This is a genomic window from Modicisalibacter luteus DSM 23508 (assembly GCF_000378505.1).
Lineage (GTDB): Bacteria > Pseudomonadota > Gammaproteobacteria > Pseudomonadales > Halomonadaceae > Modicisalibacter > Modicisalibacter luteus.
Map to the genome: position 1 here is coordinate 64,721 of NZ_KB900000.1, position 23,130 is coordinate 87,850.

The following is a 23,130-nucleotide window of genomic DNA, read 5'->3' on the forward strand; positions in this document are numbered from 1 at the left end:
TGATGATAGCAAATTCGCTCGACGATCCTCTTTACTACTTGAAGAACTTCAAGACGGTACTGAGCTGGGTCAACGATCGTTATCGTGACCTGCTCAATACCGAAGAACGGGAGTTCATTGAGGTCTTTCCCGCTTTGCCCGAGACGGCGCAAGCGCTATTGGTGCGCATGATCATGCGCAAGGGCACCCTGTTTCGGGCAAGCAAGCTGAGCTATACCGAGATCGGCGACGAACATGAGGCCGTCAGCCCCTTGCTGGCTACTGGTTGGGTGGATGCTGACGCCGTCCTCACCTTCGAGGAGCTCTGTAGCCTGTTGACCAAGGCGGAAATCGTCGCGAACTTTCGCCACCATCAACCCTGTGCGGCTCTGCGCAAGCCCGAGCTGGTAGAGCAACTTCAACCGGTGGTAGGGGAGCCTCGTTGCTTCTTGCAGTGGTGCCCAGGCAGCAAGGATCGGGTATATGCACTGCGCCTCAGGGCATTGTGCGATCGCTTGCGCCTGATGTTCTTTGGCAATCTGCGCCAGGGGTGGTCCGAATTCGTACTCGCCGACCTGGGTATCTACCGTTACGAGCAAGTGGCGTTCAGTCCTGAGTCACGCGCCTTTCGCTGCCGCGACGATATCGAGGCCTATCTTCATCTCGATGCCTGTCGTGAGCGATTCGAGGCCGACGAGCCCCTGACCGATATCCTGGCCACGCTGCCTGGAGCGTACGACAATGCCTGGCTGGAATCGCGCCGCGCCAAGCTGCTGTTCCGATTGGGCCAGACATGTGAGCGGCAGGGTGAGCTTGAACAGGCACGGCAGCTATATGCCGACTGCACCCACCCTGGCGCACGGGTGCGGCACTTGCGGGTACTGGAACGTAGCGAGCGGTTCGAGGAGGCCTTGGCCTTGGCGCGTGAGGCCGAACGTTTCCCTGAGAGCGCTGCCGAAGCGCAGCATCTCGAGCGCCTGATGCCCAGGCTTCATCGTAAACTGGGGCTGCCTCCTCCGACCCGCCGGGCACCGACTGAGGTCGAGCGCATCGACCTGGTGTTGGATCGCCTTGTCTGCCGTGCGCCGGTGGAACTCGCGGCTCGTGATACCCTGCATGATGAACAGGCGCCCGTGCACTATGTCGAAAACACGCTGATTACGGCGCTATTTGGGCTGCTGTGCTGGGAGGCGATCTTCGCGCCGTTGCCCGGGGCCTTTTTTCATCCTTTCCATAGTGGGCCTAAGGATCTGTTGCACCCCGATTTTCCGACGCGACGCCAAGCTCTGTTCGATGCCTGCTTCGCGCAACTGAACTCGGCGGAGTATCGCGACACGATTCTCGCCAATTACCATGCCAAGCACGGAATCGTGTCCCCCTTCGTGTACTGGGAGGCGCTCGACATGACACTGATCGAGCGGGCACTGGCCTGTTTGCCGCCCGAGCATTTACGGCTGTGGTTCGAGCGCCTGCTCGAGGATATCGCCGCCAACCGTGCCGGAATGCCCGACCTGATCCAGTTCTGGCCAAAGGAAAGGCGCTACCGAATGATCGAAGTGAAGGGGCCCGGTGATCGGCTGCAGGATAACCAGCGTCGCTGGCTGGATTTTTGTGTCCGGCACGGCATGCCGGTGGCTGTCTGCTACGTGCAATGGCAGGACGCATGACGGAATCGATATGCCAGGCAGGGGGAGCCGACGCTACGCCCTCCTATAGCGTGGCGGTGCGCACGTTGTGCGAATTCACCGCCAAGGCGGGCGATCTTGATCTGCGTTTCACGCCGTCGCCTTCCGCCCTGGAGGGCATGGCCGGGCATGCTGTGGTGGCGTCACGGCGTGGCGCGGGCTACGAGCGGGAAGTCGCCCTGAATGGAGAGTACAGCCAGTTGCATGTACGGGGCCGGGCCGACGGCTACGATCCCGAGCGCAACCAGCTAGAAGAGGTCAAGACCTTTCGCGGCGATCTCGAACGCATGCCGGCCAACCATCGCGCGCTACACTGGGCCCAGGTCAAGGTCTACGGTGCCCTGTTGTGCGGGGAACGCGACCTACCTGACGTGCGCCTGGCGCTGGTCTACTTCGATATCGTTAGCCAGCGTGAGCATGTACTCAGTGAAGTGCATAGTGCCGCGTCGCTGCATGCGTTCTTCATCGAGCAGTGCCAGCGCTTTCTGGCCTGGGCCGGCCAGGAACGTGACCATCGATTGGCACGGGACCGGGCACTTGGCGAGTTGCGCTTTCCGTACTCGGATTTTCGCAGCGGCCAGCGGGCGCTGGCCGAGACGGTCTACAAGGCCGCCAGCACCGGCCGCTGCCTGATGGCCCAGGCGCCCACTGGAATCGGCAAGACCTTGGGTACTCTGTTTCCGCTGCTCAAGGCCATGCCAGGCCAGCATCTTGATCGCGTGTTCTTTCTGGCCGCCAAAACGCCAGGCCGGCAGTTGGCCTTACAGGCGTTGACGACTCTGACGGCGCCTCAACCTGATCGGGAAGCCTTGCTTCTTCGCGTCCTGGAGCTCACCGCTCGCACCAAGGCCTGCGAGCACCCAGACAAGGCCTGCCATGGCGAATCCTGCCCACTGGCCAGCGGCTTCTATGACCGCTTGCCCAAGGCTCGCCAAGCCGCTGTCGAGCGTGGCTTTCTCGACCAGGCGGCACTACGCGACGTGGCGCTGACCCATGATATCTGCCCGTACTATCTCGGGCAGGAGCTGGCTCGCTGGAGTGATGTCGTCGTCGGTGACTACCACTATTACTTCGACTTCCACGCCATGCTATACGCGCTGACTGTCGCCAATCAGTGGCGGGTCTGCGTGCTGGTGGACGAGGCGCACAATCTCGTCGAGCGGGCACGGGGGATGTATACGGCGCAGCTAGACCAGACGGCAGTCAGGGCGCTAAGCCGGGACGCTCCATCGGCACTGGGCAAGGCGCTGACCCGGGTCGACCGCCAGTGGCGGGCTCTCAATGCTGAGCTGCCGACTCAAGGCCCCCCCGGAGCCAAGCCACAGGATGACGGCTACCGGGTGCTGGCGGAGCTACCTGCCAAACTATTTACGGCGCTGCAGCAGGCCGTCGCCGCGATCACGGATTATCTTGCCGAGCAGCCCGATGGGCTCGACGCTGCGCTGCAGACATTCTATTTCGAAGCGATGCAGCTCTGTCGAATCGCTGACACGTTCGATAGTCATTCATTGTGCGATCTTACCCTGCGCCCCGGACGGCGCGGCAGTCACGTGTCGACGCTGTGTCTGCGCAACGTCGTACCGGCCGGGTTTCTGGGGCCTCGCTTCGAGGCCAGCCACACAAGCGTGCTGTTTTCGGCCACGCTGAGTCCCGAGCTTTATTATCGCGACCTGTTGGGTCTCCCTGAACAAACCGCCTGGCTGGAAACGCCCTCGCCATTCTCCGCTGAGCAAGTGACGCTACGGATCGTCGACCGAGTGTCGACGCGCTATTCACACCGTGCGGCCTCGCTTGATCCGATCGTTGAGATCGTCGCGGGGCAGTACGCGGCCCTTCCCGGCAATTATTTGGTTTTTCTCAGCAGCTTCGAGTATCTGGAACAGGTTGCAGAGCGTTTTCAGGCCCAGCACCCCGAGATCCCTTGCTGGCAGCAGGCACGGCGAATGGATGAGGCGGCGCGGCAGGGCTTTCTCGAGCGTTTTACCGAGCAAGGGCAGGGAATCGGTTTCGCCGTGCTTGGCGGCGCGTTCGGTGAAGGTATCGATCTTCCTGGCAACCGGCTGATTGGTGCCTTTATCGCCACTTTGGGATTGCCGCAGCTCAATCCCGTCAACGAGCAATTCCGCCAACGCCTGGCCACTCAGTTCGGGGCCGGTTATGAATACGCCTATCTTTATCCGGGCGTACAGAAGGTAATCCAGGCTGCGGGGCGGGTGATACGTACTGAGCGTGATCGAGGTGTGATCACGCTGATCGACGATCGCTTCGCGCAGCCGCGCATCCGTCGCCTGCTGCCCAGCTGGTGGACACACCATAAGTCGCCTTGACCGGGCAGCGTAGGCTCACGATAGTGAAGGACACGCTTGGCGCGTTTCACACCTAGCCGATGGACATAAGGATATGGCCACGTCGCTGAGGCATCGCCTGCTCGAAGGCGAGCTCATGGATGATCCCGATATCGATATTCAAGCACACCGTGCAGCGCTGCGGGGGCTGCGCCGGATCAATGTCGCGAGCCGCACGGCAGCGGCGTTGTGGCCCACGATCCGCCGTATTGCCCGGGAGCGCCGCGGCGAACCGCTATCCCTTCTGGATGTCGCTACTGGCGGTGGTGATGTTGCCGTGGCGCTGGCCCGCCGCGCGCAGCGCGATGGCATCGCGCTGCGTGTCGAGGCCTGCGATATCAGTTCCACTGCACTGCGAGTCGCCGAAGAGCAGGCCAGGCGTGGCGGTGTCGAGGTACGCTTTTTTGGTCAGGATATCCTCACTGAGCCGCTGCCAGCCTCTTACGACATTATCGTTTCTACGCTGTTTCTCCATCACTTGAGCGAAGCGCAGATCGTCGAGCTGCTCGAGGCGTGGTCCTGCCAGACCCGCCACCTGATCATCAGCGACCTGCTGCGCAGCCGCACCGGCTACAGTCTGGCTTATCTGGGCACGCGCTTGCTGTCGCTTTCTCCCATCGTGCATGTCGACGGCCTGAAGTCGGTGCGTGCCGCCCTGACCCTGCCTGAGGCCGAAGCCTTGGCGCATCGGGCCGGCCTGACCGGTGCAAGATTTACGCGTCACTGGCCGAGCCGCTTTCTGATGACCTGGTCGCGTGACACGACCTCGGCCGACAATCATCCGCACGAGGCCCACTCATGCATCTGAATACGCTGCCCCGCGACTGGGATGTCGTCATCGCCGGCGCCGGGGTGGCGGGCGCGGTCATCGCCTATCGGCTGGCATGTCGTGGGTTGCGCGTACTGCTGGCGGAGAAGGCCGCCTGGCCACGCAACAAGGCATGCGGTGGCTGCCTCAATGCGGCTACCCTGCGCGCGCTGGACCATGCAGGTCTTGGTGAGGTTCGCCAGTTGGGCCGACCCTATGCGCAACTGGCGCTGGCCAGTGGCCAGCGTAGAGCCACCTTGCCGCTACCGGAGGGCCGCGCCCTCAGTCGGCGGCGACTTGACGACTGGCTAGTGCGGCAGGCCATGCAGGCGGGTGTCGTGTTTCTCGATTCGACCCAGGTCGTGTTACGCCCGGCCGATACCCAGTCTGGTTGCCGCCGCGTCCTGCTGCGCCAACGGCAGGTGCAGTGCACGGTAAGCGCCCGCTTGGTCATCGGTGGCGATGGACTAGGTAGCCGATTACTGCGTGAGGACGCGCCCGACGAGCTTCACGTGGCCGACGGCTCGCGCATCGGCGTCGGTACCACGCTGGATGAAGCGCCGGCGTTCTATACCTCGGGGCGTATCCACATGGCCTGCGCCGCGCCTGGCTATGTCGGCCTTGTGCGTGTCGAATCCAACCGGCTCAACATCGGTGCAGCGCTCGACCCTGATTGGATCAAGCGTTGCGGGGGGCCGGTCGAGGCGGTGAAAGGCGTGCTGCGCCAGGTTGGCTTTCCGAGTTGGGGCGCACTGGATGAGGCCGACTGGCATGGTACGCCGCAACTGACTCGCCGGCGCACCCGTCTGGGCAGCGAGCGGGTTCTAATTCTGGGGGATGCTGCCGGCTATGTGGAACCATTTACCGGTGAGGGCATGGGCTGGGCGGTGGCGGGGGCAGCAGCCCTTGAGCCTCTGGCGCTGGAGGCGGTGTTCGCGTGGCGGCCGGCGCTGGTCGAGCGCTGGACGGCACGCCATGCGCGAGTGATCCGAGCACGTCAACGCGGCTGCCAGGGCGTGGCAGCCGCGTTGCGTCGGCCTCGCCTGCTGCAGGCGACACTGCCGTGGTTAGATGCCGTGCCGGCGAGTGTCGCGCCATTGACGGCCTGGCTCAATCGAGATTACCCATGCAATCGTCGGGAGGCGCAATGAAGCCCGTATCGGCAACACTCCAGGGCATCGGCGTTGCCGTGCCGCCCGGAAGGCTGGATCAGGACGCGGCCACGGCCCTGGCTCAGGCTCGTTGTTGTACTGACGAGCGTGAGCGTGCCTGGCTGCGACGTGTCTACCGCCATAGTGGCATCCGAAAGCGGGGCAGCGTGTTGATCGGGCCGGAACATGACACCGCCGGTTTCGAGCGTTTCTATCCCGTACCCGCCACCACTGAGGAGCGCGGGCCAACCACAGCGACACGAATCCAGCGCTATGTGGAAGAAGCCGCCCCGCTGGGCGAGAGGGCCTGTCGTGCTGCCCTCGAACAGGCCCAGGCCAAGGTCGCCAGTATCACCCACTTGGTTATGGTGTCCTGTACCGGGATGGTGTCGCCGGGGTTAGATGCGCAACTTATCCAGAGATTGGGGTTATCACCGGACATTGGCCGCTTGAACCTGGGGTTCATGGGCTGCCACGGTGCTCTGAATGGCCTGCGTGCGGCGGAAGGGCTGTTGCAGGCCTCGTCCGAGGGACGTGTACTGCTGTGCTGTGTCGAGTTGTGCAGCCTGCATTTCCAGTACGGCTGGGACATGCAGAAAGTTATTGCCAATGGTCTTTTCGCCGATGGCGCGGGGGCCGTGGTACTCGATGGTATCGAGACTGGCGATCGGCAAGGTTGGCGGTTGGTCGAGACGCGCAGCCGCCTGGCCGAGGATTCGAGTGAAGCCATGACCTGGAGAGTCGGGAATCATGGTTTTGAGATGACATTATCCAGTGAGGTTCCGAAACGCATACGCGGGGCGTTGCGGCCCTGGGTCGAACAATGGCTGGCGGAGCACGATCTGAGGCTCGGTGACGTAAGGCACTGGGCGATCCATCCGGGAGGGCCTGAGATCCTGCGTGCTGCACGCCAGGCGCTGGCGCTACCGGAGCAGGCCAGCCATGCTTCGGAAAAGATATTGGCCGAGCATGGCAACATGTCATCGCCCACGGTGCTGTTCGTTCTCGAACGGATGCGTCGTGCCGGAGCGAGTGGCCCTTGTGTCGTGCTGGGTTTCGGCCCGGGGCTATCGTTCGAGGCCGCCCTGTTGCGCTGACCATCCATAAAAAGGGATCGGCAAAATATTGCCGTTTTTACGCAGAGATGAACGCGGAAGACAAAGCGCTCCGGCGCATCGGACTGGGCATGATGCTGGTATTCTGGCTACTGCTCATGGCCTTGGGTGTGTGGTGGTTCGAGCACCTGATCGAGGCGCGCCAGCATCCCAATGCCAATCTGGCCACCACTGGCGAGGCCAACCTGCCGATTACCCTGCAGCGCAATGCGGCGGGGCACTTCGTGGCACCCGGCCACATCAATGGTAAACCGGTCAGGTTCCTGCTGGATACCGGGGCGAGTCTGGTCGCGGTGCCTGGCGAACTGGCCGAGCGTCTGGAGCTCGAGCCGGGCGCCAGCGCCGATTTTTTCACCGCCAACGGACGTGCCCGGGGTTACCTGACCCGGCTCGACCGGGTCGGGCTGGGTGGAGTGAATGCCCATGACGTACCCGGCTCGATCAATCCTGGAATGCAGGGTGATACCGTGCTGCTGGGGATGAGCTTCTTGCATCGTTTCGACATCCAGATTCGCGGCGCTGAGATGACGCTGAGCCCGGCCCAGCCCCTGTAATCGACAAGTCGCATCAGACATCGAGCAACAAGCCATCATAGGCCAGGCCAACACCGTCCGGCAGCGGTAAGCTGCCTTGCATGGCCAATGCATCCACCTCATGGCTCAAGTGTGTCAGCCAAGCCTCGGTGGGCGCCAGGCGTTCGATGATGGCCAAGGCCTGGGGCACCGTATTGTGATTGGCTGACGAGGCGTTGGGCGGCAACGTGGCATCCAGGATGATGATGTCCGGCTGCCAGGACATCAGGAAGCGATGGGTTTCGACTGGCAATTCCTGAGTGTCGGTGAGATACGCCAGCCGTCGCGAGCTACCCTCCAGGCAATAACCGATGGCCGGTAGACTGTGATTGAGCGGTACGGGAGTCACCGACAGGCCGTCATCGAACTGAAGCAATTGAAAGGGCTCGAGCCCCTCCTTGATATCCAGCAGGCCGGGCTTGGCAAACAGCCCGTCGAACCCATTCTCGTCCCTGGGCCCATAGACAGGAATGGAGGGGCCGACGCCCCAGCGCAAGCGCATTAGTCCCTGGGCGTGGTCGGCGTGGTAATGCGTCATCAGGAACGCAGCGGGGCGCTGGAACTCGCAGGTCTCGACGAGATCCAGTCGCCCGGCATCGATCAGGTAACGCTGGCCTGCGATATGGATTTCGGCACCGCACGGCGCCCGGCGATGTTCGGGGCGCTCCCGGGCCCGCCGGCAGGCGGCACACTGACACCCGAAGCAGGGGACCTGGGCGCTGTTTCCGGTGCCTGTCGCACGAAACTGCATGGCGCTGTTTCCTGGGATTGTCGGGTCAGGTTCCTGTCTGTGGCAGTAGCTCTACCTTGATCCAGCCGTTTTCGCGGCGGTCGAAGGCTTCGAAGGCACTCAGTGCGTCGGGCATCTTCTGGCTTTGCGTCAGCAGCTTGGCCGGATCGATCTTGCCCGCGAGAGTCAGCTCGATCAGCTTGGGAATGTTCTTGCGGTGTGGGCAGTTGCCCATGCGCATCGTCAGGTTGCGATTCATTGCCATACCGATGGGGAAAGCCCGGAAATCGGGGGGATACACCCCGATGATCGATAGGGTGCCGGCCTTGGCGAGGCCTTCAACGGCCCACTGTAGCGCTTGGCTCGGTCCGTCGCCGGGCTGCCACAGGTCGCCGGAGGGGTTCGCCTGCGGGGCGTTCTCCTGGGATTCCTGCTCCTGGGACTGGATCTCGTCGTCCTGGACCGCGGCACCGTGATGGGCGTGCTCGGCGTCGACGCCCACCGCATCGATGGCACGATCTGCGCCGATGCCACCAGTCAGTCGTTGCAGGGTCTCGACAGGGTTCTCGCGCTCGAAATTGATGGTTTCGGCGCCCAATTCGCGAGCCTTGGCGAGGCGGTCCTCCTTGCCGTCGATAGCAAACACACGCCCGGCACCGAGCAGCTTGGCACTGGCCACGGCAAACAGCCCGACCGGGCCACAGCCGAATACAGCTACGGTATCGCCGTCGGAAATTTCGGCTTCCACGGCGCCAAAGTAGGCGGTGGGAAAGATGTCCGACATGGCAATAGCCTGGTCGTCGCTGATTTCATCGGGCAATTTGACCAGTCCCACGTTGGCGAACGGAATGCGGGCCTTTTCCGCCTGCAACCCGTGGAACGGACCGGTGGGCTTGGGGCCGCCATAAAATGCCGTTCCTGCCTGCTTGCCGTTGGGGTTGGCGACATCGCACTGGGAAAAGTAGCCGGCCCTGCAATAGCTGCAGGCCCCGCAGGCGATGGTGGATGGGATCACCACCCGGTCGCCGATGCTCAGGTTACGGACATCGTCGCCGATGGCCTCGACGATCCCCACCCCTTCGTGACCGAGGATGGTGCCTTCCTCCATGTCGGAAAAGGTGCCGCGGATGAAGTGCAGGTCGGTTCCGCAGATGGCGGACGCCGTGAGGCGCACAATAGCGTCGGTAGGTTCCTCTATCTTCGGCTCGGGAACGTCGTCCAATCGAATGTCACCGATTCCATGGTAGACAATTGCTTTCATGCTGAGCTCCTGATCGCTGTTGAGCATGTGGCTCTTGAGCGTAGATAACTCCATCTATGGACAGCAATGCCGGCATTGTAAGGGTTCGCTACCGGGCGACAGGGATGCAAAACGAGAAAAGCCCCGACAGTACGTTGCCAGGGCTATATCGGCATCAGGGGGCAAGTACCATTGGCTGTGCTTGGTGCCTCGGCCGGTACATGCCAGTCAGCCAACGCTACGAATCCCAGAGCCCATTGAACTGTTCGAAGTCGAAGGCAGTCATTTCGCTAACGTCCTGCTCCGAGTAGGGAAGCTGATAGGAACTGAAGCCCGGCTGCCAGCCATAGCTGTAACCATAGAAGGGATAGGCCATCGTGCCGGGACCGTAACCACCAGAGGGCATCACCAGAACGGCCAGCAGTTCGCCTTCCTTCGAGAACACGGCATTGTCGACATAGCCGTACCCAGCTCCGCTCTGCAGGTTGGAGTAGTCGTTGATCAGTTCGCTGAGCTTCCAGGTTCGCTCACCTGTCTCGGCGTCATCTGCGATGGCGGCTTTCTGCTGGAACACGTCCTTGCTGACGACTGAGTTATCGCCATAGAGATCGAACTGATCGACGTTGTCTTCATTAACGGGAACTCGCACGCCTTCCTTGGAGAGTTCCACCTGCTCCCAAGGAACAGCCACATGAGTATCACCAATGTCCCAGAAACCGCCGACCTCGGCGATCACCGCGATGATCTTGTCCTGCTCGTTGAGCACGGCGTTGGTAATGTCACCGATATCATCGCCATTTTTTCCAATGGCATCGGCACCTAACAAGCCCGAGGCGAGAAACTCCCCTCGCTTGTACACCTCATCGTAATTCCATTCGCTCAGAGGCTTGGCTTGCAGTTGACCTTGCAATTGCTGGACTTGCGAGTTCTGGTTTTGCTGCGCCTGGTTGGCTCCCGCATTGTTGGAAGACTGGGCCTGCGCCTGCGAGAAAGCCACAGTCGATGCGATAGCGATTGCCAGGGTGCTAGCGTTGCGATAAGTCATGTCAGTTACCTCCCTTTCACTGCCATGTCATTACACCCTAGTCAGAAACAGAGCCTTCCATCGAGCACAACTTGTGTCGCCTTGTTGATCTGGGAAACATGAGTTTTCAGGATGTCAGGTTAGGTAGCACTTCAATGATATTCGTCCAGTATTGTTGATTTTCTTCGGCCTATGCTAAGCATGAAGGACACATATACAGCGGTAACTGCCAAGCAAAGGAGTCTAGCGAATGGATATCGAAGTTGGCGGCATTCTGGGTTTGATCTGGCTGATCATCATTATTTGGGCCATCGTCAAGGTGGCGAAGAGTTCGGCCAGTGGGCTGGCCAAGGTGCTGTGGATTCTTGCGTTGTTGATCTTTCCTTTGGTCGGTTTCATCGCTTGGCTAATCTTCGGCCCCAAGGGGTAGCGGACATCTTCATCAGGGCGTGCCTGGTATCTTGGAATCGTACGAACCCCCGTCAGGAATGGCGGGGGTCCTTCTTGATGGCCGTGTGGGCAGGGAGGCAGTGTGGCGGAGGAAGCGCAAACCGAAAGGCCGGGACGATCCGGTGAAGCGTATCACGCCGAGTCGGCAGAGGCGGTCGTCGATCATCTGGAAAGCAGCACGGACCGGGGGCTGACTAACGAGGAGGCGCAGCGGCGACGTGAACGCCACGGCCCCAACGAACTTCCCGAAGACAAGCGGGCAGGCCTGGTAGGTATCTTCCTTCGCCAATTCACCGACCCGTTAATCTACATCTTGCTGATTGCGGCCGGGGTATCGCTGGCCATCGGCAGTTTCGCTAGCGCTGCATTCATCACGGCGGTACTGCTGCTCAATGCGATCGTAGGCTGTTTTCAGGAATACCAGTCGGAATCCAGTGCCCAGGCGCTGCAATCCGTGGTCCGCATGTGTCCACGTGTGTTGCGCGACGGTCAGCGCGACAAGGTCGATGCCACCGAACTGGTCCCGGGCGACATCGTGCTGCTCGAAACCGGCGACACGGTACCCGCCGACCTGCGTCTGATCGATAGCACCAACGTGCAGGCCGACGAATCGTTGATTACGGGCGAATCCACGCCCGTCGACAAGGATGCCGGCGCGGAACTGGAGGAAGACACCCCCCTCGCTGAGCGTCAGACATTACTGCATTCGGGCAGTGCAGTGATGGCCGGGCGTGCCACTGGCATTGTAATCCGCACCGGGAAGACCACCGAAATCGGCCAGATCGCCGCGTCGCTGGCGAAGAATGAAAGCGGCACCCCGCCATTGGTCCAGAAGCTCAAGCGCCTGACGCATTTGATTGCGCTGTTCACGCTGGCCGCCGTGGCCGGGGTCGCACTGATCCAGTTCCTTAATGGCAAGTCATTCGTCGATATCTTCACTCTCGCCGTGGCGCTATCGGTGGCGGCGATACCGGCGGGCCTGCCGGTGGCCATCACCGTCGCCTTGTCCGTGGCATCCTCGCGCATGGCCGAACGCAACGTGATCGTGCGTCGCCTGGCCGCCGTCGAGGGGCTTGGTTCGTGTACGTTGATCGCCAGCGACAAGACCGGCACGCTGACGGCCAACAAGCTGACCGTACAGCGGGTCTGGCTGGGCCCGAATCGCCAGGCCGAGATCGGTGGCGAGGCGCGCTCACTCGAGGGCGAAGTGACCGCCGGTGGCGAGACGCCGGAGGATGAGACCTGCGAGGCCCTGCGCACGTTCGCCACGGGCGGCGCCCTGGCCAGCGAAGGTGAGCTGACCATCGCGCAAGGCGAGATCCAGAAGGCCGAAGGCGACACGACAGATCTGGCCTTTCTGGTGCTGGCAGCGAAACTGGGGATCGACCAGCAGACGTTGGCAGACGAATATCCCGAGGAGGACCGCATTCCCTTCGAAGCGTCCAAGTTCTTCAGTGCCACGTTCAATACATCGCAGGATCGCCTGGTCGCACATGCCAAGGGGGCACCCGAAACGATAATCGATATGTGCTCGCTGGATGACGAGACGCGCCAGACTATCGAGAAGCAGCAGAAAGACTGGGCCAACGAAGGGTTTCGGGTCCTGGCGGTGGCTGGCGGTGAAGTGGACGCTGCCAATGAGGAAAGCCTACGTAACCTGTCGTTCCTCGGGCTGGTCGCATTGATCGATCCGATACGCGATGAGGTGCCCGAGGCCATCGAACGCTGCTATGGCGCTGGTGTCGGGGTGCGCATGATTACTGGCGATCATCCGGACACGGCATATGCCATCGGCAGCAGCCTCAAGTTGGCCGACGAGCGCGACCAGGTAATTACAGGCAAGGCGTTGTCCGAGGCGAATGACGAAGCCGATGTCCGCATCGGGCGGGCGCGTGTCTTTGCACGGGTCGAGCCGCTGCAGAAGACCGAGATCGTCGAATCGCTGCAGCGTGATGGCCATTACGTGGCGGTCACCGGCGACGGTGTCAACGACGCGCCTGCCCTGGATCGCGCCAATATCGGCATTGCCATGGGCGCGAGTGGCACCGACGTGGCGCGCAGCGCCGGTGACCTGATCCTCACCGACGACAACTTCGCATCGGTCGTTCCCGGCATAGAGTGGGGGCGCACGGCCTATGACAACGTGCGCAAGGTCGTGTGGCTGCTGCTGTCGACCGGGACTGCCGAGGTGCTTCTCTTCTTCCTGGCGCTGGGCTTTGGACTCCCGATCCCGCTGACCGCCGTGCAACTGTTGTGGCTGAACATGGTTACCAACGGCATCCAAGACGTTGCCCTGGGCTTCGAGAAGGCCGAGCCCGGCGTGCTCGATCGGCCGCCGCGATCTCCCGACGAGCCGATCTTCAACCGGCGCATGGTCGAGAACGTGCTTGTCTCCGGTATCTATATCGGCGTGGTCGCGTTCGGGGTCTATTACTACCTGTATTCAGTGATGGGCATGGACGAGGCACAGGCTCGCAATCTCACTCTGTTGCTGATGGTGCTGTTCGAAAACATTCACCTGCTGAGCTGCCGTTCCGAGCGCCGCTCGCTGTTCAAGGTACCGCTGCGCAGCAACCCGCTGTTGCTGCTCTCGATCATCGGAGCACATGGCATACACGTTGCCGCGATGTACATACCCGGGCTCAAGGACGTGCTCGGCGTCTCGCCGGTCTCCTGGCAGACCTGGGCCGTTCTGTTGGGAATTGCCGTCACGCTATTGTTCGTCGATGAGAGCGCCAAATGGCTGAGGTCGCGTAAAGTCAGTTCAGGCAAGGCCTCCTCTGGATAGGTATCAGTTTCGCTGTAGCCTTGGCTCTTTCTTTTGAAGCGGGCCAAGGCTCTTATCTCCGTCCTGTCGTTTCTCTACAATCAGGCTTTCCCACGATTTGCAGGCCTGTCGCGTATGCTCGAATTTCTCCAAGGGTTGGCCTACGGGTTGTTTCTCTCCTGCCTGCCCTGGTTTCTGATCGGCATGGTCAGTCCGCGCCATGCCATCCCCTCGGATTTTCCGAGTCGCCTACAGGTTGTGGTGCGCTATTGGCTGGTAGTGCCGTTCATCGCCCTGCTGCTGTGGCTGACGTCGCTATGGGGCGGTTTTGGCCCGTCGCTATGGGGGTGGCTGGCCGGCTTGGCGGCGGTTGCCATTGAGCTCCCGGTCGAAGGTCGGTTGCGGCGTTGGTGGAAGGGTTACAAGCAGCGTCGCCGTGCATCGCGTCAGGCCGCCGAGACTGCACGCCGACAGGCGGAAGAACAGCGCAAGGCCCAAGAGTCGGGCCTGCTGACGCTCGATCCCGCCCATCCCCCGGCGAATGCCGACCAGGTCGTACTTGCCTTGTGCCGCGCCAAGCAGCAATTGCTGGACGCGCATCGCCCGGATATCGCAACTCAGTCCGATCGTCTGTACAGCCGTTACCTGCGCGCTCTTGAGGTGCTCCAGACGCGTTTCGACAGCAGCGAACTGGCTTATGAGCGCTCACGGGCCTTGATCGGCGAGGTGTGCTTCGGTGCCGTAGACAATTTGACCGCGATGGCGTCGCAGGCCAGCAGCGTGGCTGGCGTCGACAGCGATTACGCCCGGCACCGGCTGGCGAAAGGCATACCTCTATCGGAACAAGAACGCTCCGCGCTCGAGCGGCGCCTGGCGCTGGTCGAAGAAACCGAACGTCACCTGCGCGATCTAAGTGCCCGTAACGAGAAGGCATTGACGGCCTTGGACAATACAGCCGTTGCCATGGCACGTATCGATACCGGCCGTCCTCAGGCCTCGGTCGATACCGATCAGGCGCTCTACGATCTGCAGCGTTTCGTCGAACGAGCCGGGCGCTACGACCGCAATGCCTGACACCACCGGCCGGACACGATCAAAGATATCGGCAACAGGGGAGCGAACCAATGAGTAATACGCGGGAAAACCGTCCCGACAAACCGCTGGCCCTTCCGCCGGTCGAGGAGATCGAGCAGCAGCTGGAACGTGAGCCGCGTTCCGGCCCCGGGGCCGACGACGAGGCCTCACTGGCGGCTCAGGCCGATGCGTTTGTCGACGGCTTGCTGCGAGAGCAGGGGCAGGGTGCCTCGGCAGAGGCGCAGCGCCGGACCGTTGACGAAATGGGCATCGAGGTGCAGCGCAAGGCCGCCCACCAGAGCGAGATGCTCAAGACCCCAATGCGCAAGCTGGCCCACCAGGGAGACGAAGGCGGCCCTGTCGCCCAGGCCCTGACCAGCCTGCGCGGACGCATGCAAAGCCTTGACCCCAACAGGCATTCGCTGTCGCGGGGCGGGCTCGATCGCGTGCTGGCGCTCATCCCCGGCGTCGGCAGCAGCCTGCAGCGCTACTTTCGCAAGTACGAGAGCGCCCAGCAGGCGCTGGATGCCATCATCCACGATCTCGAGGGCGGTCGCGACATGCTGCGCCGGGACAACCTGACACTTAGCGATGACCAGGATGCCCTGCGCGACACGCTTGCGCAGTTGCGTCGTCAGGTTGAGCTGGGCCGGCTAATCGACCAACGTCTGGAACAGCGTGCCGTCACTCTCGACGAAAGCGATCCACAGCGCGCCTTTATCGAAGAGGAGCTGCTGTTTCCGTTGCGCCAGCGTATCGTCGATCTGCAACAGCAGCTGACCGTCAGTCAGCAGGGCGTACTCGCGTTGGAAGTGGTCATTCGCAATAACCGCGAGCTGATACGCGGCGTCGACCGAGCTATCAACGTTACTGTTTCGGCGCTTTCGGTGGCGGTCACGGTGGCGCTGGCGCTAGCCAACCAGCGTCTGGTTCTCGACCGGGTCGAGGCAATCAATACCGCGACTTCCGACATGATCGCCGGTACCGCCAAGGCGCTGCGCGGGCAGGGTGTTGATATCCAGACTCGTTCGTCATCAGCGATGCTCGACATGCAAAAGCTCGAGCAGGCGTTCCAGGACGTACTGGCAGCCATCGACGACGTGTCTCGCTACCGGCGCGAGGCGTTGCCCAAGCTGGATGCCCAGATCGATCGATTGGATACCCTGGCCCGGCGCGGCGACGAGGCCATTGGTCGGCTGGACAAGGGCAACGACGCTCAGACACAGGGGGTCGTCTAAAGTCCGCTCACAAACGAGTTGCGCTCGTGACAGCAGGCAGGATGCTTGCTGGTTGATGAGACGGGAGAGAGGGAATGCGTATCTAATGACTCAGGATAACGAAACCGAGACCGTAAAGGAGGCCTCCAAGGCGGTGCAGCTCGCTTCAGACCGCACCGTCCTGGCCAGCGAGCGGACTTACGCATCATGGCTGCGTACCGGCTGTGCCACTCTGATTGCCGGGCTTGCGGTCATGCGCTTCATGGCCGATGTGCTCAACGACTGGGAAACCCGGGTCATTACCTTTCTGCTGATCGTGTTCAGTATCTTCTGCTTCACGATCGCCACGTGGCGGCTACGGCAGTTGCAGAAATGGCTGCCCTATTCGGAGATTCCCCATTTGCCGTTTCCGATGAGTGTCGGCCTGAGTGCCATGCTCTCGGTGGCGTCGTTGTTCGCCTTGTTTGCTCTCTGGCAAATGAACGGCAGATAGACGCTCGCTGATCCCGGTTGGGGGAGTTCGACACATACCACGGAGCATGCGGCAAGGCATGGCCCGTGGTATCTCGGAGAGGTTACTTGGGCGGCTCGACGTGGCCACCGAAGCCGAAGCGCATCGCTGACAGCAGGCGATCGGCGTAGGTGTTCTCCTGCCGCGAGCGGAAGCGCGCGAACAGGGCGCTGGCCAATACCGGGGTCGGTACACCTTGCTCGACCGCCGCATCGATGGTCCAGCGACCCTCGCCACTGTCGGCTACGGCCCCGGTATAATTGTCCAGGCGCGCATCGCCGGCCAGGGCCTGTGCAGTCAGGTCCAGCAGCCATGATGAGACGACACTGCCGCGACGCCAGACTTCAGCGATGTCGGCCAGGTTGAGATCGAAGCGCTCGTCTTCAGGTAGATCGGGCGACGACTTGGTCTTCATCAGATCAAAGCCTTCGGCATAGGCTTGCATCAGTCCGTATTCGATACCGTTGTGGATCATCTTGACGAAGTGCCCGGCACCCACCGGGCCAGCGTGAATGTAGCCCCGCTCGGCACGGTCGTCGGGCGCATTGCGGCCTTGGGTACGTTCGATATTGCCGTAGCCTGGCGCCAAGGTTTCGAACAAGGGCTCGAGGCGTTCGAAGGTTTCACCTTCGGCGCCGATCATCATGCAGTAGCCGCGTTCAAGGCCCCATACGCCACCGGAAGTACCGACATCAACATAGTGCAGCCCCTGTTGACGCAGCGCCTTGGCCCGGCGGATATCATCCTTGTAGAAGGTGTTGCCACCATCGATGATGATGTCGTCCGGCTCCAGCAGCTCGGCCAAGGCAGCGATCGTGTCCTCGGTCGGGGCGCCGGCGGGCAACATCACCCACACGGCGCGCGGCGACGCCAGGTTGGCCACCAGCGCTTCGAGACTGGCGGCGTGAATAGCTCCGTCGTCGACCAGGGCGGTGGCCGTCTCGTGGCTACGATCGTAGGCGACGATCTCGTGACCGTCTCGCATCAGGCGGCGAGCGATGTTGCCGCCCATGCGACCGAGTCCGATGATACCGAGTTGCATGTGTTTACCTTTCAAAGAACTTGACTAGTGGAATTCAGGATAGCGACAGCTGGCGCGTTGCGGCGACACTCTGCTCGAAGCATCTCGTGAAATCAATGAACCTCTCTGCTATCGTCGCTGGCGAGCCAGCCACGAACTCAGGGAGGAGTTGATGGCCTCGCATCGCCATGTCAGCGCCGAGATGACCATTCGGCAGCCAATATTGGAAGATAGCGCACGGTTGCATGATCTGGTGCGCCGGGTGCCGCCATTGGCCGAGAATTCGGCGTATTGCAATCTGCTTCACTGCACTCACTTTGCTGACACCTGTGCCGTCGCCGAGGCGCAGGGAGAACTGGTCGCCTTCGTGACCGGCTACCTTCATCCGAAACAGCCCCATACGTACTTTCTCTGGCAAATCGGGGTTCATGAGCATGGCCGCGGCCAGAAATTACCGCTGCGCATGATACAGCATATTCTGGCGCGCCCGGTTTGCCGTGATGTCACTACGCTGGAGGCGACGGTTAGCGCGACCAACGCGGCTTCGCGTGCGATGTTCGAGTCCATAGCCAAGGCCGAAGGAGCACAGTTCGAGCGGCATCGTGGTTATTACCCGCCCGAAGTCTTCGGGGCCGACAATACGCTGGCCGAAGATCTGTTGCGTATCTATCCGCTTGCCACGCCTGGCCATACGCGATAGCAAAGGCATGACGCTAAATGCCACCTTCTTTGGTCAGCGGTGGCCGCTTGGCGGTCAACGGGAAGACCTGCTGGAAGGCCTGAGCTGCGCATAACACCTGCGTGTCGCTGTGCCGCGCCCCAATGAACTGTGCGCCAATCGGCAAGCCGTCCTCGGTGAAGCCACAGGGTACGGTGATGGCCGGTTGTCCAGTCATATTCCACGGCCAGGTGAATGGAGCCCAGCTGGTCCATCGCTGATCGGGCCAATCTTCCGGGACCTCGCGTCCGACATCGAAAGGGCGCACCGGAACGGTAGGGCAGAGTATCAGATCGAAATCCAGGTGAAAGAAGCTCATACGATGCATGAGCTCGACGCGCGCGGTATCTGCTTCCAGGTATTTCAGGGCACTGAGGCTAGCGTAGTGCTCAGCGACTTCCCGAAGTGCGGGGTCCAGTTTTTCCCGTGCGCTGTCATCGTAGCCCTGGATCATCTGAGCTGCCGTGGTGAAGAACAGGCGCTGATACGTTTCCCGAAGCTGACCGACATGGGGATCGGTACGTACCACGCGCGCGCCCAATTGCTCGAGCTTGTCCGCGACATGTTCTACCGCAGTGGCCACTTCAGGATTGACCTCCACGTCGAGACCCAAGCTAGGGCTGTAGGCGATACGCAACCCTCTGACGTCGCCATTCAACCCGTTCCGATAACTCTGAGGGCCCGGCTGGAGCCGCGGATCGCTGGGATCTGACTCGGTCATCACGTCGAGCAATAACGCGGCGTCGCGTACGGTACGCGCGATTGGCCCGGGCTGGGAGAGCTTTCCGAAGTGGCTACCGGGGTGCATTGGCGCTCGGCCATGTGTCGGCTTGAACCCAACCACGCCACAAAAACTGGCGGGGATGCGGGTCGAGCCGCCGGAATCGGCCGCCAGGGCCAGCGGGGTCACGCCCATGGCTACGGCGGCGGCGCTACCCCCGCTGGAGCCGCCCGGGGTCTTGTCGAGATTCCAGGGGTTGCGCGTGATCCCGGTCAGTGGCGAGTCCGTGACCGCTTTCCAGCCGAATTCCGGCATGTTCGTTCGGCCGACCGGCACGAAGCCGTGACGGCGGCAGGCAGCGACCGTCGGGGCGTCGGTCGTGGCCGGGCTGTCCTCGGTGAGTCGTGAGCCGTCACGTGTCGCCCAGCCAATCTGGTCGAAGGCATCCTTGACCGCCACCGGGATTCCATCGAGCAGGCCCATGGTTTGCCAGGCGCGGTAGCGCTCGTCGGCGGCCCGGGCCATTTCCAGAGTCATGTCACGGTCGATCTGACGAAATGCGTTGACCTTGTCATCCAGCGCCTCGATGCGTTGCAGTGCCGACTCTGCCAGTTCCACGGCGGTGACTTCCGAGCGTTGCAGGCGGACGAGGAGTTCAGTGGCGCTGAGGCACTCATACGGCTCCACTTGCGATTCCATGCTCTCTCCTTGTTTCCATCCTTGGTTGTGCAGATTCATCAGGGAGGGGTAAACGATACGTGGGCTAGCGCAATGAATAGAAGGCTAGCATAGCCGGGATGTCATGCTGTCACGGCCTGGCTCCGTCCTGAATGAAACCATCCGATAATGAGGGGCTCGGGACGACTCAGGCGTTAACTGCGGATGGTGCGATAAACCGTGGGCTTGTAGCACCAGAACTGTGAATGGCAAGTAAGCGGTTGGATGCGCTTTTTAACCATGCTGTAACGAAGCGGGGCCGGTAAGCATGCCCGCGCTAGACGTGCGGGCTAATGAATAGGCTAAGGTCTCAGAGACGCGCTACCAACCAGGCCGTATCTTACCTGCACATTTTTTGGTAAGAAATTTATCATGTTAGAAGCTGAACTGGATAATAACCGTACGCTCCCTCACGCCGAAGATGACGCAAGTAGTTATCGGGCGCTTCACAAGCCAAGAGAAGCATTCGACTCACGCGCAGATTATCTCGAGCACGAACTGACGATCATGGCGCCAAGACGCTGGCGGGTGAACCTGCCATTCCGTGATTATCGGTTCGAAATGGAGGACTGGGTTCCCGCAATAGCTGCGACTATCGGCAAGATCGTCATGGTGGCAGCGGTGGTGGCGGCTTTTGCCACGCCGCTGGGCCTCTCGGATGCTTTCGTAATAGAGAATGCCCGGTTCGAGATGCTCATCGCCGCTCTGCTGTTTGTCATCCTGTTTTCCGGCATCCTTAACCCTACGGCTAACCTTTCCGGCACTCACGGGCCACTGATTCCGTTGATTCCACTGATTGTTGCTTCGGGCGGGCATCCCATGGCGTTCGGCCTCATGGTCGGCGCATTGGGACTCGCACTAGGCGCCTTCAAAGGGGGCAGCTTGCTGACGCGCTTGACCAGCAAGGGCGTTTGCGGTGGCCTACTGCTCTTTCTCGGCTTCATGGGCGTAACTTCTCAGATCAAGAACTTGTTTAGCTGGGCGGAAGGCATCGATATGGGCTACATCGCCTTCATAATCACGCTAGTCGCCCTATTGATGTACGCCTATCTGGAACAGGTGAAGATGCGCTGGCTGGCTATCCCTCTGGGGTCTGGCCTGGCGGCGCTGATCGCCTTTACGCTGGGCGCACCGCTGGAGTTCACCACGGAGCCTGGGCTACCCAACCTCAACCCGGCATATTGGTGGGGTGAGAACACAGGATGGCAACTGGGCCTGCCTGAGTTGCATCACTTTCTAGCAGTGGCCCCCTTTGCGGTCCTGGCAGTTGCCATGTGGACGCCGGACTTCCTCGGACATCGCGTATTTCAGGAGCTCAACTACCCGAAGAAGGCTGACAAAGTTCTGATGAATGTTGACGACACCATGTGTGTCGCTGCGGCACGTCAGATTGTTGGCACCTCGCTGGGGGGCGGCCAGCTGACTTCCTCTTGGGGTACCTATATGGTGCCGGCCGCAATTGCTAAGCGTCCGATTCCTGCAGGGGCGATCCTGACCGGCCTGTTGTGCGTGGTGGCAGCTGTCTGGGGATATCCCATGGACCTGGCAGTATGGCCGCCAGTACTGAGCGTGGCCTTGATTGTCGGCGTCTTCCTGCCTCTGCTTGAAGCTGGCCTTCAAATGACCCGTGAGGGCAAGACCTACCAATCGGCTGGAATTGTGGTCTTCGCCTCTACGTTGGTGAATCCGGTGTTCGGCTGGTCGCTGACGATGCTGCTGGACAATCTAGGGGTCATTGGTGACAAGGAGCGAGGCCAGAGCATGAGTCGTCGCGACCGCTGGATCATCCCCTCCATCGTGTTTGTCCTGCTTTGTGGTGTGATGGCCGCAGTTGGCATGTTTCCCGGGGTGCCGGCGCTACTCGAGACGTTCCGAGCACTTGACTGATCATGGCAGGGCTACAAAAAAGGGGAACTTCATGTTCCCCTTTTTGATTCCATCTTCCTGTTATATCAATCCCAGCTCAGCGCGCCGCCGACCTGATACTCGGTAACACGCGTCTCGAAGAAGTTCTTCTCCTTGCGCAGGTCGATGATCTCGCTCATCCACGGGAAGGGGTTCTGCGCGCCGGGGTACTGCTCCTTCAGGCCGATCTGTGCCAGGCGGCGGTTGCAGATGAAATGCAGGTATTCCTCCATGATCGCGGCGTTCATGCCCAGCACGCCGCGCGGCATGGTATCGCGCGCGTAGGCGATCTCAAGCTCGGTGCCCTCGATGATCATCTGGGTCACCTCGTCCTGGAATTCCGGCGTCCACAAGTGCGGGTTCTCGATCTTGATCTGGTTGATCATGTCGATGCCGAAGTTCAGGTGCATGGACTCGTCGCGCAGGATGTACTGGAACTGCTCGGCGACGCCGGTCATCTTGTTGCGCCGGCCCATGGACAGGATCTGGCTGAAGCCGCAGTAGAAGAAGATGCCTTCAGTGACACAGTAGAACGCGACCAGGTTGCGCAGCAGCTCCTGGTCGGTCTCGGGAGTGCCTGTCTGGAAATCTGAACGCGCCAGCGACTGGGTGTGCTTGAGGCTCCAGGCGGACTTGGCGGCCACCGAGGGAACTTCGCGATACATATTGAAGACTTCGCCTTCATCCATGCCCAGCGATTCCACACAATACTGGTAGGCGTGGGTATGGATCGCTTCCTCGAAGGCTTGGCGCAGCAGGTACTGGCGACACTCGGGATTGGTAATCAGTCGATAGAGTGCCAGCACCAGGTTGTTGGCAACCAGCGAATCGGCAGTGGAGAAGTAGCCCAATGAACGCTCGACGATGCGGCGCTCGTCGGCGGTCAGGCCGTCCTGACTCTTCCACAGCGCGATATCGGCATTCATGTTCACTTCCTGGGGCATCCAGTGATTGGCACTGCCGTCCAGGTATTTCTGCCACGCCCACTCGTACTTGAAGGGCACGAGTTGGTTGAGATCGGCGCGAGCATTGATCATCTGCTTGTCATCGACCTCGATGCGCGCCGCGCCCATCTCGAGTTCCTCGAGACCGGCCGCGACATCCAGTTCTTCCAGCGACTTGCGCGCGCGCGCCAGGCGGTCGGTGTCAGCGACCTTGTAGGTGCCGGCGCTTTCACGCACCGCTTCGGGCTCAGGTTGAGCGGCCGGCTTGGCGTCGGCCTGCGGGGCCGGCTTCTCTGGTGCCTGGGTCGGGGCGGTCGCGTTCTCGTCTTCGTGGAAATCGTCCCAGTTCAGCATGGATATCACCTGTATATGGCTGTGATCCTGAGCGCTGCGCTTGGATCAGAAAGTTTTCATCAATTGCGACGCTGGGCGAGGG

General features: G+C 61.3%; 19 protein-coding genes. 13 read left to right on the top strand and 6 right to left on the bottom strand.

What is annotated here, in order from left to right:
* Positions 1-2: 2 nt before the first annotated feature.
* The 6 genes from F568_RS0116935 (at position 3) to F568_RS0116960 (ending at position 7,637) form a co-directional block, all read left to right on the top strand.
* Positions 3-1,646, top strand: a complete 1,644-nt coding sequence (locus tag F568_RS0116935) for a VRR-NUC domain-containing protein (protein ID WP_019019952.1) — start codon at positions 3-5, stop codon at positions 1,644-1,646.
* A complete protein-coding gene (locus F568_RS0116940; protein WP_019019953.1) occupies positions 1,643-3,991 on the top strand; it encodes an ATP-dependent DNA helicase in 2,349 nt (782 codons plus the stop codon). The genes F568_RS0116935 and F568_RS0116940 overlap by 4 nt, the downstream gene beginning before the upstream one ends.
* Before the next feature lie 73 nt (positions 3,992-4,064).
* Complete coding sequence (locus tag F568_RS23075; protein ID WP_019019954.1) at positions 4,065-4,817, top strand: methyltransferase domain-containing protein; 753 nt, start codon at positions 4,065-4,067, stop codon at positions 4,815-4,817.
* Positions 4,808-5,968: an NAD(P)/FAD-dependent oxidoreductase gene (locus tag F568_RS23080; RefSeq protein ID WP_019019955.1), complete on the top strand. Its 1,161-nt coding sequence runs from the start codon at positions 4,808-4,810 to the stop codon at positions 5,966-5,968. Before F568_RS23075 ends, F568_RS23080 begins: the two co-directional genes overlap by 10 nt.
* Entirely contained in the window at positions 5,965-7,065 is a 1,101-nt protein-coding gene (locus tag F568_RS0116955) for a type III polyketide synthase (protein ID WP_019019956.1), read from the top strand. The genes F568_RS23080 and F568_RS0116955 overlap by 4 nt, the downstream gene beginning before the upstream one ends.
* A 47-nt stretch (positions 7,066-7,112) precedes the next feature.
* The gene (locus F568_RS0116960) at positions 7,113-7,637 is read left to right on the top strand and encodes a retropepsin-like aspartic protease family protein (protein WP_019019957.1); all 525 of its coding nucleotides are present in this window, start codon (positions 7,113-7,115) and stop codon (positions 7,635-7,637) included.
* A gap of 13 nt (positions 7,638-7,650) precedes the next feature.
* Here the strand turns inward: F568_RS0116960 and phnP are convergent, their stop codons facing one another.
* The 3 genes from phnP to F568_RS23980 all read right to left on the bottom strand — a co-directional run bounded on the left by phnP (position 7,651) and on the right by F568_RS23980 (position 10,670).
* Positions 7,651-8,406: a phosphonate metabolism protein PhnP gene (gene phnP / locus F568_RS0116965; protein ID WP_019019958.1), complete on the bottom strand. Its 756-nt coding sequence runs from the start codon at positions 8,404-8,406 to the stop codon at positions 7,651-7,653.
* A 25-nt stretch (positions 8,407-8,431) separates the two neighbouring features.
* Positions 8,432-9,646: a zinc-dependent alcohol dehydrogenase gene (locus F568_RS0116970; RefSeq protein WP_026300623.1), complete on the bottom strand. Its 1,215-nt coding sequence runs from the start codon at positions 9,644-9,646 to the stop codon at positions 8,432-8,434.
* A gap of 217 nt (positions 9,647-9,863) precedes the next feature.
* On the bottom strand, positions 9,864-10,670 hold the full coding sequence (locus tag F568_RS23980) for a PRC-barrel domain-containing protein (protein WP_019019960.1): 807 nt from the start codon (positions 10,668-10,670) through the stop codon (positions 9,864-9,866).
* 229 nt (positions 10,671-10,899) lie between these two features.
* Here F568_RS23980 and F568_RS0116980 point away from each other — a divergent pair, with 229 nt between their 5' ends.
* From F568_RS0116980 to F568_RS23100, 5 genes are all read left to right on the top strand, one after another.
* Positions 10,900-11,079 (top strand): PLDc N-terminal domain-containing protein, encoded by a 180-nt coding sequence (locus tag F568_RS0116980; protein ID WP_019019961.1) that lies wholly within the window; start codon positions 10,900-10,902, stop codon positions 11,077-11,079.
* Between the two features lie 102 nt (positions 11,080-11,181).
* Positions 11,182-13,887: a cation-translocating P-type ATPase gene (locus F568_RS23095; RefSeq protein ID WP_019019962.1), complete on the top strand. Its 2,706-nt coding sequence runs from the start codon at positions 11,182-11,184 to the stop codon at positions 13,885-13,887.
* 114 nt (positions 13,888-14,001) lie between these two features.
* On the top strand, positions 14,002-14,940 hold the full coding sequence (locus tag F568_RS0116990) for a hypothetical protein (protein ID WP_019019963.1): 939 nt from the start codon (positions 14,002-14,004) through the stop codon (positions 14,938-14,940).
* A gap of 50 nt (positions 14,941-14,990) precedes the next feature.
* On the top strand, positions 14,991-16,178 hold the full coding sequence (locus F568_RS0116995; RefSeq protein WP_019019964.1) for a toxic anion resistance protein: 1,188 nt from the start codon (positions 14,991-14,993) through the stop codon (positions 16,176-16,178).
* A gap of 85 nt (positions 16,179-16,263) precedes the next feature.
* Positions 16,264-16,650: a YidH family protein gene (locus tag F568_RS23100; protein WP_019019965.1), complete on the top strand. Its 387-nt coding sequence runs from the start codon at positions 16,264-16,266 to the stop codon at positions 16,648-16,650.
* Positions 16,651-16,732: 82 nt separating this feature from the next.
* Here F568_RS23100 and gnd read toward each other — a convergent pair whose 3' ends face one another.
* Positions 16,733-17,710 (bottom strand): phosphogluconate dehydrogenase (NAD(+)-dependent, decarboxylating), encoded by a 978-nt coding sequence (gnd, locus tag F568_RS0117005; protein ID WP_019019966.1) that lies wholly within the window; start codon positions 17,708-17,710, stop codon positions 16,733-16,735.
* Positions 17,711-17,861: 151 nt separating this feature from the next.
* Between gnd and ectA the strand changes: the two genes are divergently transcribed.
* Positions 17,862-18,389, top strand: coding sequence for a diaminobutyrate acetyltransferase (gene ectA / locus F568_RS0117010; RefSeq protein ID WP_019019967.1), 528 nt, complete (start codon positions 17,862-17,864; stop codon positions 18,387-18,389).
* Positions 18,390-18,402: 13 nt separating this feature from the next.
* Here the strand turns inward: ectA and F568_RS23105 are convergent, their stop codons facing one another.
* Positions 18,403-19,827 carry an amidase gene (locus F568_RS23105; RefSeq protein ID WP_019019968.1) on the bottom strand — a complete coding sequence of 475 codons (1,425 nt, stop codon included), beginning with the start codon at positions 19,825-19,827 and terminating at the stop codon, positions 18,403-18,405.
* 390 nt (positions 19,828-20,217) lie between these two features.
* Between F568_RS23105 and F568_RS0117020 the strand changes: the two genes are divergently transcribed.
* A complete protein-coding gene (locus F568_RS0117020) occupies positions 20,218-21,732 on the top strand; it encodes a DUF3360 family protein (protein ID WP_019019969.1) in 1,515 nt (504 codons plus the stop codon).
* Between the two features lie 65 nt (positions 21,733-21,797).
* Here the strand turns inward: F568_RS0117020 and F568_RS0117025 are convergent, their stop codons facing one another.
* Positions 21,798-23,048, bottom strand: a complete 1,251-nt coding sequence (locus F568_RS0117025; RefSeq protein ID WP_019019970.1) for a ribonucleotide-diphosphate reductase subunit beta — start codon at positions 23,046-23,048, stop codon at positions 21,798-21,800.
* Positions 23,049-23,130 lie beyond the last annotated feature (82 nt).

Bases quoted from the DNA above. Each gene is read 5' to 3' on its own strand.
- F568_RS0116935 (WP_019019952.1), top strand. From the start codon at position 3: ATGATAGCAAATTCGCTCGACGATCCTCTTTACTACTTGAAGAACTTC.
- F568_RS0116940 (WP_019019953.1), top strand. From the start codon at position 1,643: ATGACGGAATCGATATGCCAGGCAGGGGGAGCCGACGCTACGCCCTCC.
- F568_RS23075 (WP_019019954.1), top strand. From the start codon at position 4,065: ATGGCCACGTCGCTGAGGCATCGCCTGCTCGAAGGCGAGCTCATGGAT.
- F568_RS23080 (WP_019019955.1), top strand. From the start codon at position 4,808: ATGCATCTGAATACGCTGCCCCGCGACTGGGATGTCGTCATCGCCGGC.
- F568_RS0116955 (WP_019019956.1), top strand. From the start codon at position 5,965: ATGAAGCCCGTATCGGCAACACTCCAGGGCATCGGCGTTGCCGTGCCG.
- F568_RS0116960 (WP_019019957.1), top strand. From the start codon at position 7,113: ATGAACGCGGAAGACAAAGCGCTCCGGCGCATCGGACTGGGCATGATG.
- phnP (WP_019019958.1), bottom strand. From the start codon at position 8,406: ATGCAGTTTCGTGCGACAGGCACCGGAAACAGCGCCCAGGTCCCCTGC.
- F568_RS0116970 (WP_026300623.1), bottom strand. From the start codon at position 9,646: ATGAAAGCAATTGTCTACCATGGAATCGGTGACATTCGATTGGACGAC.
- F568_RS23980 (WP_019019960.1), bottom strand. From the start codon at position 10,670: ATGACTTATCGCAACGCTAGCACCCTGGCAATCGCTATCGCATCGACT.
- F568_RS0116980 (WP_019019961.1), top strand. From the start codon at position 10,900: ATGGATATCGAAGTTGGCGGCATTCTGGGTTTGATCTGGCTGATCATC.
- F568_RS0116990 (WP_019019963.1), top strand. From the start codon at position 14,002: ATGCTCGAATTTCTCCAAGGGTTGGCCTACGGGTTGTTTCTCTCCTGC.
- F568_RS0116995 (WP_019019964.1), top strand. From the start codon at position 14,991: ATGAGTAATACGCGGGAAAACCGTCCCGACAAACCGCTGGCCCTTCCG.
- F568_RS23100 (WP_019019965.1), top strand. From the start codon at position 16,264: ATGACTCAGGATAACGAAACCGAGACCGTAAAGGAGGCCTCCAAGGCG.
- gnd (WP_019019966.1), bottom strand. From the start codon at position 17,710: ATGCAACTCGGTATCATCGGACTCGGTCGCATGGGCGGCAACATCGCT.
- ectA (WP_019019967.1), top strand. From the start codon at position 17,862: ATGGCCTCGCATCGCCATGTCAGCGCCGAGATGACCATTCGGCAGCCA.
- F568_RS23105 (WP_019019968.1), bottom strand. From the start codon at position 19,827: ATGGAATCGCAAGTGGAGCCGTATGAGTGCCTCAGCGCCACTGAACTC.
- F568_RS0117020 (WP_019019969.1), top strand. From the start codon at position 20,218: ATGTTAGAAGCTGAACTGGATAATAACCGTACGCTCCCTCACGCCGAA.
- F568_RS0117025 (WP_019019970.1), bottom strand. From the start codon at position 23,048: ATGCTGAACTGGGACGATTTCCACGAAGACGAGAACGCGACCGCCCCG.